The organism is Terribacillus sp. FSL K6-0262 (assembly GCF_037977385.1).
Classification (GTDB): Bacteria; Bacillota; Bacilli; order Bacillales; family Amphibacillaceae; genus Terribacillus.
This window is the reverse complement of the sequence record NZ_CP150277.1, coordinates 2,946,438-2,962,403: the sequence shown is the minus strand read 5'-3', so window position 1 is coordinate 2,962,403 and position 15,966 is coordinate 2,946,438. Positions and strand designations below refer to the sequence as shown.

General features: G+C 46.7%; 16 protein-coding genes and 4 other annotated features. Of the genes, 6 read left to right on the top strand and 10 right to left on the bottom strand.

What is annotated here, in order from left to right; all coding sequences use genetic code 11:
* Nucleotides 1-118: 118 nt before the first annotated feature.
* Nucleotides 119-342, bottom strand: a binding site (T-box leader).
* 43 nt (nt 343-385) lie between these two features.
* Nucleotides 386-610, bottom strand: a binding site (T-box leader).
* Between the two features lie 152 nt (nt 611-762).
* Nucleotides 763-1,233: an IS200/IS605 family transposase gene (tnpA, locus tag MHI54_RS15125; RefSeq protein WP_093727170.1), complete on the bottom strand. Its 471-nt coding sequence runs from the start codon at nt 1,231-1,233 to the stop codon at nt 763-765.
* Between the two features lie 160 nt (nt 1,234-1,393).
* Nucleotides 1,394-1,619 (bottom strand) — a binding site (T-box leader).
* 180 nt (nt 1,620-1,799) lie between these two features.
* On the opposite strand from tnpA, the gene MHI54_RS15120 reads away from it, so the two are divergent.
* Nucleotides 1,800-2,300 (top strand): CarD family transcriptional regulator, encoded by a 501-nt coding sequence (locus MHI54_RS15120; protein WP_158221510.1) that lies wholly within the window; start codon nt 1,800-1,802, stop codon nt 2,298-2,300.
* Nucleotides 2,301-2,374: 74 nt separating this feature from the next.
* Here the strand turns inward: MHI54_RS15120 and MHI54_RS15115 are convergent, their stop codons facing one another.
* Nucleotides 2,375-2,791 (bottom strand): Lrp/AsnC family transcriptional regulator, encoded by a 417-nt coding sequence (locus MHI54_RS15115; protein ID WP_095215572.1) that lies wholly within the window; start codon nt 2,789-2,791, stop codon nt 2,375-2,377.
* Between the two features lie 127 nt (nt 2,792-2,918).
* Here MHI54_RS15115 and MHI54_RS15110 point away from each other — a divergent pair, with 127 nt between their 5' ends.
* From MHI54_RS15110 to MHI54_RS15095, 4 genes are all read left to right on the top strand, one after another.
* Nucleotides 2,919-3,680 carry an MBL fold metallo-hydrolase gene (locus tag MHI54_RS15110; RefSeq protein ID WP_095215573.1) on the top strand — a complete coding sequence of 254 codons (762 nt, stop codon included), beginning with the start codon at nt 2,919-2,921 and terminating at the stop codon, nt 3,678-3,680.
* Between the two features lie 421 nt (nt 3,681-4,101).
* The gene (locus MHI54_RS15105; RefSeq protein ID WP_340081986.1) at nt 4,102-4,350 is read left to right on the top strand and encodes a hypothetical protein; all 249 of its coding nucleotides are present in this window, start codon (nt 4,102-4,104) and stop codon (nt 4,348-4,350) included.
* A complete protein-coding gene (locus MHI54_RS15100; RefSeq protein WP_340082967.1) occupies nt 4,245-4,511 on the top strand; it encodes a GNAT family N-acetyltransferase in 267 nt (88 codons plus the stop codon). The genes MHI54_RS15105 and MHI54_RS15100 overlap by 106 nt, the downstream gene beginning before the upstream one ends.
* Nucleotides 4,512-4,637: 126 nt before the next feature.
* A complete protein-coding gene (locus MHI54_RS15095; RefSeq protein WP_095215604.1) occupies nt 4,638-4,934 on the top strand; it encodes a putative quinol monooxygenase in 297 nt (98 codons plus the stop codon).
* Nucleotides 4,935-5,205: 271 nt separating this feature from the next.
* Here MHI54_RS15095 and MHI54_RS15090 read toward each other — a convergent pair whose 3' ends face one another.
* Entirely contained in the window at nt 5,206-5,748 is a 543-nt protein-coding gene (locus MHI54_RS15090; protein WP_095215574.1) for a GNAT family protein, read from the bottom strand.
* 63 nt (nt 5,749-5,811) lie between these two features.
* Nucleotides 5,812-8,466: a valine--tRNA ligase gene (locus MHI54_RS15085; protein WP_095215605.1), complete on the bottom strand. Its 2,655-nt coding sequence runs from the start codon at nt 8,464-8,466 to the stop codon at nt 5,812-5,814.
* A gap of 51 nt (nt 8,467-8,517) precedes the next feature.
* Nucleotides 8,518-8,755 (bottom strand) — a binding site (T-box leader).
* Nucleotides 8,756-8,877: 122 nt separating this feature from the next.
* Between MHI54_RS15085 and MHI54_RS15080 the strand changes: the two genes are divergently transcribed.
* Nucleotides 8,878-9,066, top strand: coding sequence for a hypothetical protein (locus MHI54_RS15080; RefSeq protein WP_095215575.1), 189 nt, complete (start codon nt 8,878-8,880; stop codon nt 9,064-9,066).
* Here MHI54_RS15080 and MHI54_RS15075 read toward each other — a convergent pair whose 3' ends face one another.
* From MHI54_RS15075 to hemC, 6 genes are all read right to left on the bottom strand, one after another.
* A complete protein-coding gene (locus tag MHI54_RS15075; RefSeq protein ID WP_095215576.1) occupies nt 9,067-10,080 on the bottom strand; it encodes a hypothetical protein in 1,014 nt (337 codons plus the stop codon).
* A 26-nt stretch (nt 10,081-10,106) separates the two neighbouring features.
* Entirely contained in the window at nt 10,107-11,828 is a 1,722-nt protein-coding gene (locus tag MHI54_RS15070; protein ID WP_340081985.1) for a LysM peptidoglycan-binding domain-containing protein, read from the bottom strand.
* Nucleotides 11,829-11,957: 129 nt separating this feature from the next.
* Nucleotides 11,958-13,250: a glutamate-1-semialdehyde 2,1-aminomutase gene (gene hemL, locus MHI54_RS15065; RefSeq protein ID WP_095215578.1), complete on the bottom strand. Its 1,293-nt coding sequence runs from the start codon at nt 13,248-13,250 to the stop codon at nt 11,958-11,960.
* Between the two features lie 16 nt (nt 13,251-13,266).
* The gene (gene hemB, locus MHI54_RS15060) at nt 13,267-14,250 is read right to left on the bottom strand and encodes a porphobilinogen synthase (RefSeq protein WP_095215579.1); all 984 of its coding nucleotides are present in this window, start codon (nt 14,248-14,250) and stop codon (nt 13,267-13,269) included.
* Entirely contained in the window at nt 14,247-15,032 is a 786-nt protein-coding gene (locus MHI54_RS15055; protein ID WP_095215580.1) for a uroporphyrinogen-III synthase, read from the bottom strand. Before MHI54_RS15055 ends, hemB begins: the two co-directional genes overlap by 4 nt.
* Nucleotides 15,029-15,961 carry a hydroxymethylbilane synthase gene (hemC, locus tag MHI54_RS15050; protein ID WP_340081984.1) on the bottom strand — a complete coding sequence of 311 codons (933 nt, stop codon included), beginning with the start codon at nt 15,959-15,961 and terminating at the stop codon, nt 15,029-15,031. Before hemC ends, MHI54_RS15055 begins: the two co-directional genes overlap by 4 nt.
* Between the last annotated feature and the right edge of the window lie 5 nt (nt 15,962-15,966).

The window sequence follows — 15,966 nt, the reverse complement described above, 5'->3', positions numbered from 1 at the left end:
CCTCTTTCTATATCAAATCTTGTTGTGATGAGTTGCATATAGTGATAATCATCGTCCATGGCCGACCACCTCCTTTAAGCAAGTATCAGGAAACGAAAAATCCCTGCTGAAATCATTCAGCAGGGACGAAATAATCGCGGTACCACCCTAGTTATTGACATAAAAATACGCCAATCCCTCATTTGCATAACGGCTGTCAACCGTCTTCCCCTCACCTCTTGGCTTCGAGGAAGAAAGCTCCAGGATCGTAATTCATGCTGTTCTTTATACTGACTCGCACCATCCGTCAGCTCTCTGGTTCAGGGAGAACATGCACTACTATCATCCATTCATCACTTATCTGTTATTCATTTTCCAAAACAAAAAGTCCCTGCTGAAATCATTCAGCAGGGACGAAATAATCGCGGTACCACCCTGATTATCGACATACAATATGCCGATCTCTCATTCCTCATAACGGCTGTCAACCGTCTTCCCCTCACCTCTTGGCTTCGAGGAAGAAAAGCTCCAGGATCGTAATTCATGCTGTTCTTTGCGCTGACTCGCACCATCCGTCAGCTCTCTGTATCAGGGAGAACATGCACTACTTCAATCCATTCATCGCTTATCCAATATTTAGCTTATCAAAACAATCAAAACCACCAGTGTGAACTGGTGGTTTGTTCTGCGGCTAAAAGCCTTTGTTACCGGCCTAGGCCTCAAAGGCCCGCTGAATGGGTTCCCTCTTGCACCACATCTACTCACCAATTCTAAAGAATTTCTTTATTTCTTCCGATTTTTTTCTCCTGTAAATGGATCGTACTCTTCGAATAATGTCAATTGATCGCCCATATAGTCCTCTTTTAGCTGATTCCTAATATATTCTTGTATTTGTTTCTTATTTCTCCCGACTGTATCAACATAGAATCCTCGACACCAAAATTTTCGATTTCCATATCTATATTTTAAATTGGCATGACGATCGAATATCATTAAACTACTTTTCCCTTTTAAGTATCCCATAAATTGTGACACACTTAATTTCGGCGGGATACTTATCAACATATGAATGTGATCCGGACAAGCATTTGCTTCATGGATAATCACACCTTTCCGTTCACATAAATCCCTAATAATTTGTCCGATACTCTTTTTGTATTTTCCGTAAATAACCTGCCTTCTGTACTTTGGCGCAAATACTACGTGATACTTACAATTCCATGTTGTATGTGCTAAACTGTTCATGTCCTTCATAGGGCACTCCTCCTTCTATGGCGAGATAAAGTGGTCGGGAAACCAACTTTATCCTACCATGAAGTGAGGTTTTTTTATTACCACGCTTGAAGCTTTCTGGAACCCCCGGCATAGCCAGGGGTTTTCTAATACATATAAAAAGTCCCTGCTGAAATAATCCAGCAGGGACGAATATATCGCGGTACCACCCTGATTATCGACATGCGATATGCCGATCTCTCATTCCTCATAACGGCTGTCAACCGTCTTCCCCTCACCTCATGGCCTCGAAGAAGAAAAGCTCCCAGATTGTAATTCGCGCTGTTCTTTGCACTGACTTACACCATCCGTCAGCTCTCTTTTGGCAGGGAGAACATACACTACTGCGATCCATTCAACGCTCATTTATTAATATAATGAGTATCCTACAGGAAATAGGATAAACAGTCAATATGTTTTTGTTATTATATTTTGTTCAATATCATATATTTCAAAGACAATTCGTGAAACGCAAGCAGTTGAGCAGACGAAAAGTGAAAAACTCCTTTGTGGTATAATAGAGGTATCTTTGAAGGGAGATTGTTAATTTGCTAAAAGGCGGAGATAGTGTATTCTATCCATTTCACGGAACAGGAACCATTGAGTCGAAGGAATATATGAGGGATAAAGAGTATTTCAAGATATTTTTCCCTTACAAAAAGCTGCATGTATTTATCCCAAGTCAGAGCGAAAATCAGAATGGCCTGCGCCCCATCATTTCATCAGAGCAACTAGAATTGGTAAAATTGGATTTTTATGAAAATGGTGTTCCTTTGCCTTCTTCAGTAAGTGAACGGTCAAAAGTCTTAGACAACAAGATGAAATCAGGTACCACTTTAGAAATCAGTCAGATACTAAGAGATTTGCTGCACTTCCATACTTCGGAAGGCCGTCTGTCTCAATCTGACAAAAAAATATTCAAGAATGCAGAAGAGTTCTTGATTGAAGAGATACAAGTAATCAAGGACATTTCATATGATCAGGCATCCGTCGATGTGAAAAATTTAGTTAAAAATCGTTTTAAGATAGATGTGCCAGCTTTCAAGTAAGATCATAAGACATGAAATGAGGAGGTACTCCAATCAGGATACCTCTTCATTTTATATACTTCCTCGTTTGCTGATCACTCCATGGTGTTGATGACAGTGGTCAATTTGTAATTCGCATACTTGTTCAATTGTGTCAGGAACTCATCCAAATCCTCATTTGACGGAAATCTGCATTCAAGGAGATAACAGCCATCCCCGCTGATTTTATAATGATGAAGCGTATATTCCGCCTGTTTTTTTATAAATGCAAGATAGGGCTGATGATGTAAACTCTGCGTAATAATGGTAATGAAAGCATGTATATGACAGCCTAATTCAGCTTGATTCACTTTGATCGTGTATCCTTCAATGATACCGCCATCTTCCAGCTTCGCTACTCTGGCAGAAGTGGCTTGTCCAGTCAAATGGACCTTCTCCCCCAATTCCTTCATCGTTACGCGGCTGTTCTTGGATAGCTCCTCCAAAATCCGAATGTCCGTATTATCCAACATGTTAAAAATCCTTTCATTAATCAAGTAAACCCTTCAAAATACTTGATTTGCGTTATGTAACTCCCATTACAGCCAGTATAGACTATACATTGTACAAAGAAAACTTTTAGTAAAGGAGCCACTGAATATGCAGATACAGCAAATTCGCAATGCAACCATACTGGTGAGCTATGCAGGGAAAAGGTTCTTGATCGACCCGATGTTAGCGGACAAAGGCGCCTATCCTCCATTCCCTGACTCACCACGGCAGGATCAGAATAACCCCCTCGCCGACTTGCCGATATCGATCGATGATATCCTTGATGGCGTTGATGCAGTTATTGTCACACACTTGCACTTGGACCATTGGGACGATGCCGCAAAAGAAGCACTCCCAAAAGATATAAAGCTATTTACGCAGAATGAGGAAGATGAAGCACAAATCAAAGATGCAGGATTCCAAAATGTCGAGGTACTGCAGAAGGATACGACTTTTGAAGGAATTCAATTAATCAAAACCAAGGGCGAACATGGAAGAGGCCCAATCTTGGAAGCTGCAGGCCAAGTATGCGGCGTTGTTTTCAAGCATCCAAGCGAAAAGACATTATACGTAGCAGGAGATACCGTTTGGTATGATGGTGTCAAAGAAGGAATCCATAAACATGCCCCGGAAGTTATCGTCGTTAACGGTGGAGACAATCAATTCCTGGAAGGCGGTTCCCTTGTCATGGGGAAAGACGATATTTATGAAGTTCATAAAGCCGCTCCCAACGCAAAAATAATCTCTGTTCATATGGAAGCTGTGAATCACTGGGGATTATCGAGGGCAGAGCTAAAGGATTTCATTCATGATAAAGGAATCCATGCCAATGTGCTAGTCCCAAATGATGGAGAGGCCTACAATTTCTAATCAGAAACATGCTTCATCAAGCTAAAATACTAGTTTTACCAAAGGATCATCCTAAAGGTAAAAGCCGATCTATTAACAATAGAGGTCTTTTACCTTTTCTTTATATTCAGAAGGCTGATGCTTCCCCAGCATTATTGTTTTCAGCAGTTAAATAATGTTTTCGTTTCACTTGAAAAATTCCATTGCTCTTCCGTAATGTCTATAAGCTGTTTTGACACTCCATATTGAAAGACGGATCAGAAAAGATACTGCAAAATATCTGAAATTGCATCCGCCCCTGCTTGTTTCGGATGCTTACATATCCTTTGTCGTTTCCATAAATCCTATGTGACCATATACCTTTTTCATTTGATGCATTTATAATAAGGTTATATGCTTTCCGCTCAGATCCCTACTATACTTCAAAGGGGTGATAATAAGAATGAAGCCTATCATCAAACCAATCCCAAAAGAAATGACCTGGAAAATACGTCATCTTGTTTTGTGGCCAGATAAACATCTTGATTATGTCATATTGGAACATGATGATGCCGGCCAACATTATGGACTTTTTATCAATGATAAATTAGTTCCGTCATCTCTCTATTCATTGAGGAAGATGAAGCCCAATTCAGGAAGTTTGCCACGCTGCCGGAAGAACAGGGCAAGCGATACGGCAGTATGCTGTTGAAATTCATATTAGGGAAATGCCAAAACATCGGTGTCAGCAGAGTATGGTGCAACGCGCGTCAGGATAAAGCATATTTCTATCATAAGTTCGGCTTAAAAGAGACAAGCCGTTTCCTTGTAAAAGGTGGATTAAAGTTTCCGATAATGGAGAAAATGATTTAAAATCATCCCTACATCATGCAAAGAACGGAAAGCGCTTTGTATTGGTTAAGAGGCAATCTGGTATATAATATGAAGCAGGCTCCTCTCCGATTGCCTATAGTAAATCAAAGTAAGCGAGGTAATATCATGATCACCATCCTAGCAACCTTATCAGCGAAAGCAGATAAACAAAAAGAGCTTAAAGAGGTTTTATTGGACGTTGTCGGCCCTTCACGCGCCGAAGCAGGCTGCATACTTTACGCTTTACATGAATCAGAGGAACACGATGGTACTTTTGTATTCTTTGAAAAGTGGAGTGATGAAGCGGCACTTCAAGCACATCTTGAAACCGAGCACTACCGGAAGTACAGGGAATCAAGCGAGCCGTATCTTGCATCACGCGAAGTAAAAAGACTGCATGATATATCTGGACTAAAAGGATGATAAAGCAGTAATCTAAGCAAAGGCAAGTAAAGAATCTGGATTTTTATTTCTTCCCGCTTCACACCTTTAATCCCCTGGATTCCGAATATGCTCTTTGTCTATTCGATGCTCCAGGTGGAGGTGTGAGCGTGAATCAATTATCTCCTGAAGCTGCCATTAGCAGCTCATTCACTTGCTGCAAAGCCAATACAAATCCTGCAATTAAAAGATTCTTTTCAGCATGATGGAGTGCCTACAAAAATTCTCAGAGGGTCCATTCCTATATTCCTGCTTACCTCCATCCCTCACGCAGCAGCGCATACACATTTGCATCATGGGCTTTCCCCCCATGATAATAATAACTGTGCAATAAGCCTTCCTTCATGAAGCCGTGTTTCTCCAGGAGTGCGGCAGAGGCTTCATTCTCCGGATAAACCATCGCCCCGATGCGGAGCAGATCCAATTCATGGAAGCAGTAGCCCAGTACAGCCTCCATCGCTTCACTCGCAAAACCTTTTTTCCAATGATCCGGATGCAGCTCATAACCGATTTCGGCTCGCCGGTTGCTGCGGTTCACTTGGTGCAGGCCGATGGTTCCCAGGAAGCGTCCTTCTTCCTTGCAGAACATGCCCCAGCGGATGACGCGGCCTTCCTGCAGGCCGCAGCGGAAGGAGGAGATGACTCGCTCTGCTTCTTCGATTGACTGCAGCGGCTCCATGCCGTAGTACTGCGTTACATTGGGGTCGGACAGGGCTGCAAATACGTATGGGGCATCGTTCATTTTTACTTCATCCAATATTATCCGTTTGGTTTCGAGCTTCTGGAATGGCAGCATTTTTATCTCTCCTTAAATAAAAAAAGACGCACTAGCAAAATTCTAGTGCGTCTTGTTGTGTGTTTAGCCTTTCAGTTCGTTGATGCGCTGCTGTACGCGTGCGCGTTTGTCTTCATAGTCTGCTTGCTTGGCACGTTCTTCGTCGACGATTTTTTGTGGTGCCTTGCTGATGAATCCTTGGTTGGCAAGCTTCTTCTCGACACGCTCGACTTCTTTCGTCCATTTATCAAGTTCTTTTTCAAGACGCTCGATTTCTTTGGAGATGTCGATCAAGCCTTCAAGCGGCAAATAAAGCTCTGCACCGGTGAGAACTGCCGACATTGCTTTATCCGGTGCCTGGATTTCTGTGGCAATCGTCAGCTCACTCGGGTTACAGAAACGTTCGATATAGTGCTGCTGCGCTTTGAGCTCCGCTTCGATCTCGCTGTCTTCTGCCTGGATGAGCAGCTGGATTTGCTTGGACATCGGTGTATCCACTTCTGCACGGATGTTGCGGACAGAGCGGATGATGCTCACAAGCCGTTTCATTTCTTCTGCTGCTTTTTCATCATGCAGGTCTTTGTTGACTGTCGGCCAGGCAGCAATCGTGATGGACTCCCCTTCATGCGGCAGCTGCTGCCAGATTTCCTCTGTGATGAATGGCATGAATGGGTGCAGCATGCGCATTGTCTGATCCAGTACATGGGCCAGGACAGAACGTGTCATCTGCTTCGCGTCTTCATCTTCGCCGTAAAGCGGCAGCTTCGCCATTTCGATATACCAGTCACACACATCATCCCAGATGAAGTTGTACAGATGACGGCCGGCTTCACCGAATTCATACTTCTCGGCATTGTATGTCACTGCTTCGATTGTTTCGTTCAAGCGGGTAAGGATCCATTTATCGGCCAGACTCTTCTCTTTGGACAGATCGATGTCTTCGTATTTCAAGCCTTCCATGTTCATCAAGGCGAAGCGGGAAGCATTCCATATCTTATTGGCAAAGTTCCATGTCGATTCAACTTTTTCCCATTGGAAGCGCAAATCCTGACCCGGTGATGAGCCAGTCGATAGGAAGTAACGCAAGGAGTCGGCACCATATTTCTCGATGACATCCATCGGATCGACACCGTTCCCAAGGGATTTACTCATCTTACGGCCTTCTCCATCCCGCACAAGGCCATGGATCAATACATCCTTGAATGGGCGCTTGCCAGTGAATTCCTTGGATTGGAAGATCATCCGGCTTACCCAGAAGGCGATGATATCATAGCCTGTCACAAGTACATCGGTCGGGAAGTAGCGTTTGAAATCGGCTGCGTCCGTGTTTGGCCAATCCATTGTCGAGAACGGCCATAGGGCGGATGAGAACCATGTATCCAGTACATCCTGATCTTGTTCCCAGTTCTCGATGTCTGCCGGCGCTTCCTTGCCTACGTATACCTCGCCTGTTTCTTTATGGTACCAAGCCGGGATACGATGTCCCCACCAGAGCTGACGGGAAATACACCAGTCACGGATGTTTTCCATCCAATACGTGTAGGTCCTTTCGAATCGCTCTGGCACGAAGCTGATTTTGTCTTCCCCAGCCTGCAATTCCAATGCTTGCTTGGCTAATGGTTCCATGTTTACGAACCACTGCGTGGATAGATATGGTTCCACTACAGCACCGCTTCGTTCGGAATGTCCGACGCTGTGCATATGTTCTTCGATTTTGAACAGGATACCTTGCTCCTGCAGATCTTTGACAATTTGCTTGCGCGCCTCGAAACGATCCAAGCCATTATATTTACCGGCATTTTCGTTCATTGTGCCATCCTCATGCATGACAAGGATACGCTCAAGATCATGGCGATTGCCTACCTCAAAGTCATTCGGATCATGGGCAGGGGTGATTTTCACCGCACCGGAACCGAATTCCATGTCTACATACTCATCAGCCACGATCGGGATCTCGCGGTTTACTTCCGGCAGGATGACGGTTTTGCCGATCAAGTGCTGGTAGCGCTCGTCATCCGGGTGTACAGCTACTGCCGTATCGCCAAGGAATGTTTCCGGACGTGTCGTCGCAATCTCGATATGTCCAGTTCCATCTGCCAAAGGATAGCGCATATGGTAGAAATGACCTTGCACATCTTTGTGGATGACCTCGATATCGGATAGCGCCGTTTTGGCGACTGGATCCCAGTTGATGATATATTCGCCGCGGTACAGCAAGCCTTTTTCATACAGCGTGACGAATACTTCTTTCACCGCCTCGGAAAGGCCCTCATCCAGTGTGAAACGCTCACGCGAATAATCAAGGCCAAGTCCCAGCTTGGACCATTGCTTGCGGATGAAGCTCGCATATTCTTCTTTCCATTCCCAGCTCTTCTCCAGGAAGCCTTCACGCCCTAAATCATAACGGCTGATGCCTTGTTCACGAAGTTTGGCATCCACTTTCGCCTGTGTCGCAATGCCGGCATGGTCCATACCCGGGAGCCAAAGCACATCGTAGCCTTGCATCCTCTTCATGCGGGTGATGATATCCTGCAATGTCGTATCCCAAGCGTGACCGAGGTGAAGTTTTCCGGTTACGTTCGGCGGCGGGATCACGATGGAGTATGGCTGTTTGCTTTCATCTCCGGTGGCCTCGAAATATTTGCCGTCGAGCCAGAACTGATAGCGGCCCGATTCGATGCTGGCAGGATCGTATTTGGACGGCAGGGAGTTGGTTTCTTGTGATTTGTCTGTTGTCATGCCTGGTTCCTCCTTCAATGCTTTTGGTGACATATAAAAACCCTTCTCATCCAAAAGGACGAAAAGGGTCAGTTTCCGTGGTACCACCTTCATTTGCCAACACAAGACAGCTGTGTCGCACACTCGAGGGAGATAACGGCTCTTCACCGGCTTCCCCTACTGACATCCGTGTTCAGGGTCGCTGCATACAGGGCGACATTCTACTGCAGGTTTCCGGGAAACTTCCACCAATTGCTTCCCTCTCTAGTATGGATCCTTACACTATACTCTTCCCTGTCAAAGCATTTATATCATGTATAGCTTATTGTATCCACTTTACCGTAAAAAAGTCAATGCAGTCGCATATTTTTTTCAAAAAAGGGTAAACGCCTAGCTTTTCCCATTCATATACTTTCTACAGGAGGGATGAAAATGAGTAAAATCAACCGCAACAACATGCCTGGCTTTCTCCGGTATTGGATCAATGTCACCGAAAAGGCGATGGTCCCGCTGATCATCTTCCAGTTCATCCGTACATTGCTGTTCCCGTCGATATTGGATATTTTATTGCTCGGGGGATTGATCGCTCTTTACTTCAGCTTCCAGGCTAAATCATTCTGATCAAGCTTCTTCATCTTCTTGGTTTTCCTGATTCCGTAAATCCTGGAAATAGGATTGCACTTGGAGGGCCTGTGTCAGCTGCCTATGTGTCTGGGTCAATTCCTGTACGACAGCAGGAGTATTCGCCTTTTGCGGTGCATTTACATACTGCCTGATTTGCTTCAAATACCGTCCCGGGTGCAGCAGATGCAGCATGAGCAGGCTCTCTTCATTTTTCTTCATTTGCCGATATTCCTCATATGAGTGCAGATAATAAGGCGGACTCGTCACATTGCTGTCGGCAAAACGCCATTCTTCTTTATAATAGGCCGCAAGATCCAAGCTGGGATTGCCAAGCTTGGTTTTTTCCCAATTAAGTAAGTGCAGCGTACTGCCCTCCTGCACATGGGAAGGGCGTAAATTACCGTGCAGCACACTGTGCTCCATCTCGGGGTCTTCCTTCAGATCCGCATCATAATGGTCATACCATTTATCCAGCATGGCGGACACATGCTCCAAATCCTTATAATGGGTGCAGACAAGCAGCGGCACGACGCCCATATACGTTTGGGATTCAAACCGCTCCACCAAGCCCAAAAGCTCCTCCCTGTCCTGCTGGAGCTTTTCTTTTTGCTTTCGGATGGCCAAAGCATAAGCCTCATAATCGATTGGATAGCGTTTGCTGGAGGAGGCATGGATTTTTCCGAGTGTGGAGAACAGCATTTCATAAGGATGATCCGGTTCATCTGTACGATGCCGTTCAAGCCATGGCATCAAATAATACACTTCCCCTTCATCCACTACATAGAAGTTCTCCTGCAATGTCTGATAGACCGGCGGAACTCCTTCACGGTAGAAATTATGCTTGCCTTGGACGACCATCAGCCAGCGGTCGAGCCGCTCCGGATGGAGGGATGACCTTTTTAAAGCAAAAGCCGCCTGGTGCGTTTGCACTTTAGACAGGCGACTGGTAATGGTGTGAACCGAGGCTGGCGTGATGCCATAGGCAGCTAGTATTCGGTCGATATTTTCCATCTAGCACACCCCGTTCATTATATTGATCAGTTCTTCTTCTGCCGCCGCTGCGGTATGACCAGCAGCTGGCCCTCCGATACTGTCTCCTCCTCCAAATTATTGGAGCTGGCAATCGAGCTCACCGGCACATCATATCGCGTCGCAATCTTTTCCAATGTATCCCGCTCCTGGACGATACAGACACGGACCTTTGTAAATGTCTCTTCCCTGGTCCCGAACATATTGACTAGGAAATTGCCGCTGTCCTTCCGTTCCGCTGCCTCTTCTGCTTCCTCTGCCACTTCCGACACTTCGAGATCCTCGGGCTGAAGCTCCTGGTTCACTGGGAGTGCCTGCTCTTCATATGCGTCTTCCTCATCCATTTCATCAGTGGTCAAATCAGCCTGCGGCACCTCTGTCGGTTCCGCCGACTTACTGCCGAAGAATTCACTGAATGTCTTCGTCTCTTTATATTTCCATCTATCATCCTCTTCAGGTGTCAAAAGCGGCGGAGTCTCAAAATCGACCTGCTCAGACTCCCGCGGCGCTTCGTCTGCTTGCTTTGCCTGATAGGTGAAAGTGAAGTCAGGGGAGACAGCCGGCTCTTCATGCGGCAGCTCCCGATCCAGGTATTGGACATCTTCATCGTTCGCTTGACGGAAGTCGGCCGCTTGATAGGCATCCTCCAATTCATCAGGAAGTACAAACAATTCCTCTTGATTCCATTCCGCCTCAGGGTCAAGCGTCTCGTCCTGCAGCTCCTCTGCTTCATAACCCGCATCAGCAGATGCCTTCTCCGATTGAATATTCACTCTAGGTGAGGCTGGGACTTCCTCCTGTTCGTCCTGCCCTTCTTTATAAACCAGTCCTTCTTCTGCTTCAGTATATTCCTCGGACAACTGATAATCTGTTTCCATCATCTGATTTCCTTCGTTCGCTTGCTCTTCCCGTGCTTCACCAGCAGCTTCGTCTTCTGCCGGCTCTGTATATTCAGGCACAAACTGATAAGCTTGCTCCTTCAACGCCTCATTGTCACGATTTTCCTCAGCTGCTTCCTCCGAATCTGCTTCTATCTCTTCGGATTTTGCATATTCCTCTTGAGAGAACTGATAAGCTCCGGTTTGTTGAGCATCACCCGGATCTGCAAATGATTCCGCCTGCTCCTGTTCCTCTTTGAAAAATTGATAGCCTTGCTGATTGCTTTGATGATCTTCTTGGGATTCCGCTTCGATCCGGTCCGCAATCTCCTCTGTATAGGATTGTGCTGGTTCTGCTTGCTGGAAGGCCGCATCCGGGTAAAATGGCTGTTCCGGCAAATCCGGTCTTACTTGCCTTCTCTCTTCCTGTACGCCGTAGATTGCCACAGTTGCCTGCAATTCAAGCACATTGCTGCCGGGAATATCATAATCAAAATTGTCAATTGCTACATACACATCTTTCAGCTGCTTGATCCGATATTTCGGAACAGAAATCTCGACAGGGAATCGATGATAAAATGTATTTGTCCCTCCCTCCAGCTTCTCGACTTTCTCCAACTCCCTCGTCCCCGGACTTACTGCTACGGCAGTACCTTCGACGACATCCTGAACAGGATGGTATTCCCCGGTAAGTTCGATCACACCTCGGACAGAAATTTCTTGCTCAAACTCCTGGATACTGATATCCGGCTCCAATGCGATTCCGATCAAATCCTGCAGCTGTGCGTCGGCACGGAAACTGAGCGATTCTTGTATATCAAACATAAATGGTGTTGTCTCATTCGTAGACAAGTGGAATCCTCCTTCCAAGATTTAAGCGTTCCTAATCATTAAAACCTATGCGGACGCCAAGTCACATATGTAAGGAAAATCCTCTTGTCCCCATGAAAAAAAGCCCAAGCGTTAGCTTGGACTCATCAGTCAGGATGCTGCAATTTTTTTGAATGCTTGTCTTGCTGCTTCGATTGTCGTTTCAATATCCTCATCCGTATGGGCAGCCGACAGGAATAGTCCCTCGAATTGGGAAGGAGGCAGGAAGATGCCTGCTTCGATCATTTCCCGATAATACATGGAGAAATGATCCAGATTGGATGTTTGGGCCGTCTCGAAGTTAATGACAGGCGTATCCGTAAAGAAGACGCCAACCATGGAACCGGCGCGGTTCACTTGCAATGGGATACCGAATTCCTCCGCAGCTGCTTTGTAGCCTTCTGCAAGGCGGTCGGCATGGGCATTGATACGTTCATATGCCGCCTTATCCATTGCTGTCAGAGTCTCATAGCCGGCTGTCATCGCAAGCGGATTTCCAGAAAGCGTACCAGCTTGATAAATATCACCTGCTGGAGCAACACGTTCCATGATCTCCTTGCGGCCGCCATAAGCACCGACAGGAAGTCCGCCGCCGATGATCTTGCCAAGGCAAGTCAAATCGGGCTCCACGCCGAAATGGCCTTGCGCAGAATGATAACCGACACGGAATCCTGTCATTACTTCATCAAAAATCAGCAGTGTGCCATGCTGTTTGGTAATGTCGCGGAGTCCTTCAAGGAATCCTGGCTGAGGAGGAACAACGCCCATATTACCGCACACCGGCTCTGCAATGACAGCCGCTATATCATCACCGAACTGTTCAAATGCATATTTCACGCTTTCCAGGTCATTATACGGAACCGTGATCGTATTACGTGCAATTGTTTCCGGTACCCCAGGGCTATCCGGCAATCCAAGTGTTGCAACCCCGGAACCAGCCTTGATCAAAAGGGAGTCCCCATGGCCGTGATAGCTGCCGACGAATTTCAGGATTTTATCGCGGCCGGTATAGCCTCGCGCCAGACGAAGCGCACTCATGGTCGCCTCCGTTCCGGAGTTCACCATGCGGACGATATCCATGGATGGGATACGCTCTTTCACCAATGCCGCCATCTTGTTTTCAATCACAGTCGGCGCTCCGAAGCTCGTCCCTTTTTCGGTGATCTTTTTCAGACCTTCCACGACCCGATCATCGGCATGTCCCAGGATAAGGGGTCCCCAGCTCAACACATAGTCGATGTACGTATTGCCATCGATATCCGTGATTTTGGAGCCTTTTCCGCTATCCATGAAAATCGGATCCATCCCTACGGATCGGAACGCACGGACAGGGGAGTTAACCCCGCCGGGCATATGCTGCTTCGCTTCTTCGAATGCTGCTATCGATTTTTCAAAGCTTTTCATCAGAATTCCTCCCTAGTCAATTATCTTCCTTCAGCCATCTTGCCACGTCTTTGGCAAAGTAAGTCATGATTAAATCCGCACCGGCACGTTTCATGCCGATCATTTTCTCCATGACGATCGCTTTCTCATCGATCCAGCCGTTCAAAGCAGCAGCCTTCACCATGCTGTATTCCCCGCTGACGTTGTAAGCAACGATCGGTGCGTTGAATTGATTCCGGACATCACGGATGATATCCAAGTAAGCAAGCGCTGGCTTCACGATAAGGAAGTCGGCATCCTCTTCGATATCGGATGTCGCTTCGCGGAGGGCTTCCCTTCTGTTGGAAGGATCCATCTGATACGTTTTGCGGTCACCGAACTGCGGCGCGCCATCCGCCGCTTCGCGGAATGGACCATAGAAGGCAGACGCGTATTTGACAGAATAAGCCATAATCGGAATATTGGTAAAACCGGCTTCATCCAGTCCTTTGCGGATTGCTTGCACATAGCCGTCCATCATATTGGAAGGGGCGATGATATCCGCTCCCGCTTTCGCCTGGCTCACTGCAGTGTCTACCAAATAGCCCAGTGATTCATCATTATCGATTATTCCGTCATGCACGATACCGCAATGACCGTGGGATGTATATTCGCAGAGGCAAGTATCTGCGATCAATAGAAGCTCAGGGAATTCCTCTTTTGTCTGACTGATTGCCCGCTGTACGATACCGTGATCATGGAAAGCACCTGATCCGACTTCATCCTTCTCAGCAGGAATACCGAAGAACAATACGGATTTGATACCCAAATCGCTTACTTCCTTCATTTCAGCTGACAAATTGTCCAAAGACAGCTGGAATACACCCGGCATGGAAGAAACTTCATTGCGCACATTTTCTCCCTCGACAACGAAAACCGGATAAATCAAGTCATCCACTGTCACTTCTGTTTCTCTTACTAATGCCCGCATATTTGCTGAAGTACGCAAACGGCGGTGGCGTTTGAATTCTGCCATTGTCATTCACCTGTCCTTTGTTCATAAAAATGTACTAACCTATCAATCATTGCTTCTGCCGTATACTGAGCAGGCAGCAGGATATTACGGAAACCATGCCGCTTGGCAGCTTCCTCGGTTGTCGGTCCGATGACGAGACAAAGTTTATCAAGCTGGTTCCGTTCCATTTCAGCGTCATCGATGAAAGCAAGGAAGACCTCGATGGACGATGGACTCGTAAACGTCAACACTTCCGGCTGTTCCCGTTTCAGGACATCGAGAAGCATTTCTTGATTGCTTTTCTCCTCTACCGTATCATAGACAACCATTTTCTCAAATACAAAGCCATTTTGTTTCAATCCATTTGCCAATGCCGGACGTGATAAATTCCCCTGGATCAGCAGGATCCGGCTGGCAGGGTCATGCGCTTCGGAAAACGCAGCAGCCAGGGCATCCGCTGTGTACGCATCCGGCACCAAATCAACTTCCCTGCCGAAAAGTCTCGTTATCGCTTCCGCTGTCTTCTGTCCGACTGCTGCAATCCGGCAATGACCCCACTTCTCAAAGCTGGAATAGGTGCGCAGCAATGCATGGAAATGCTCCACTCCGTTTTTACTGGAGAAAAAAAGCCAATCGAATCTTTCGCCTTCCTGACAGAGCTTCTCATTTTTATCATCAAATCTTGATTGAAAATTCAAGAGCGGAACCATGATCGGTTCAGCTCCTGCCTGAACCAGCTTTTCTGCCAAGCGGAATGCCTGCTGTTTCGGGCGCGTTACGAGCACCTTCACGGCCGGCAGCCGGCTCATTGGGATTCCGACTCCCGGATCGCTTCATTGACAATTTCTTGCGCACCTTGCTGCTGCATTCTTTCCGCGGCAAGTTTACCGACTTCCTGCGGATCAGCACCGCGGACTTCTTCCTTGAATACTTGTTTGCCGTCAGCGGAAGCAATCAATGCCGTCAGCACGACATCATCATCTTCCATATGGGCAACGCCAGCAATCGGTACCTGGCAGCTGCCGTTCATCAAATATAGGAATGTCCGTTCAGCAGCGACTGTCTGCTGTGTATAGGAATCATTGATCTTTGTCAAAAGCTCCACCAATTCCGTGTCGGTATCGCGGCATTCGATTGCCAAAGCGCCTTGTCCGATCGCTGGCAGGCAGAGATCTGTTTCGAGGAATTCAGTGACGATATCATCGCCCCATCCCATACGCTTCAAACCAGCGGCAGCCAATACGATCGCATCGAAATCTTCATTTTCCAGTTTCTTCAGACGGGTGTCGATATTTCCGCGAATCGGTTTGATCTCGATATCAGGACGGACAGCGAGTATCTGCGCTGCACGGCGCAGACTGCTCGTCCCGACAACGGCTCCTTCGGGAAGTTCCTTCAACGGGATGCCATTTTTTGAGATCAAAGCATCCCGATAGTCCTCCCTGACCGGCACACTTGCAATCGTCAAGCCAGCAGGAAGCTCTGATGGCATATCCTTCATACTATGTACGGCCATATCGATTTCTTCGTCATACATAGCTTGCTCGATTTCCTTGACGAACAACCCTTTTCCGCCAACTTTTGAAAGGGTGACGTCCAGGATTTTGTCCCCCTTGGTCTCTATTTTCTTGATTTCGAAATCATATGGCGCTCCAGCCCGTTTCAGCTGCTCGATAACCCATTTTGTCTGTGTAAGCGCCAGATTGCTTTTTCTTGAACCAACGATAATTTTACGCATTGCTC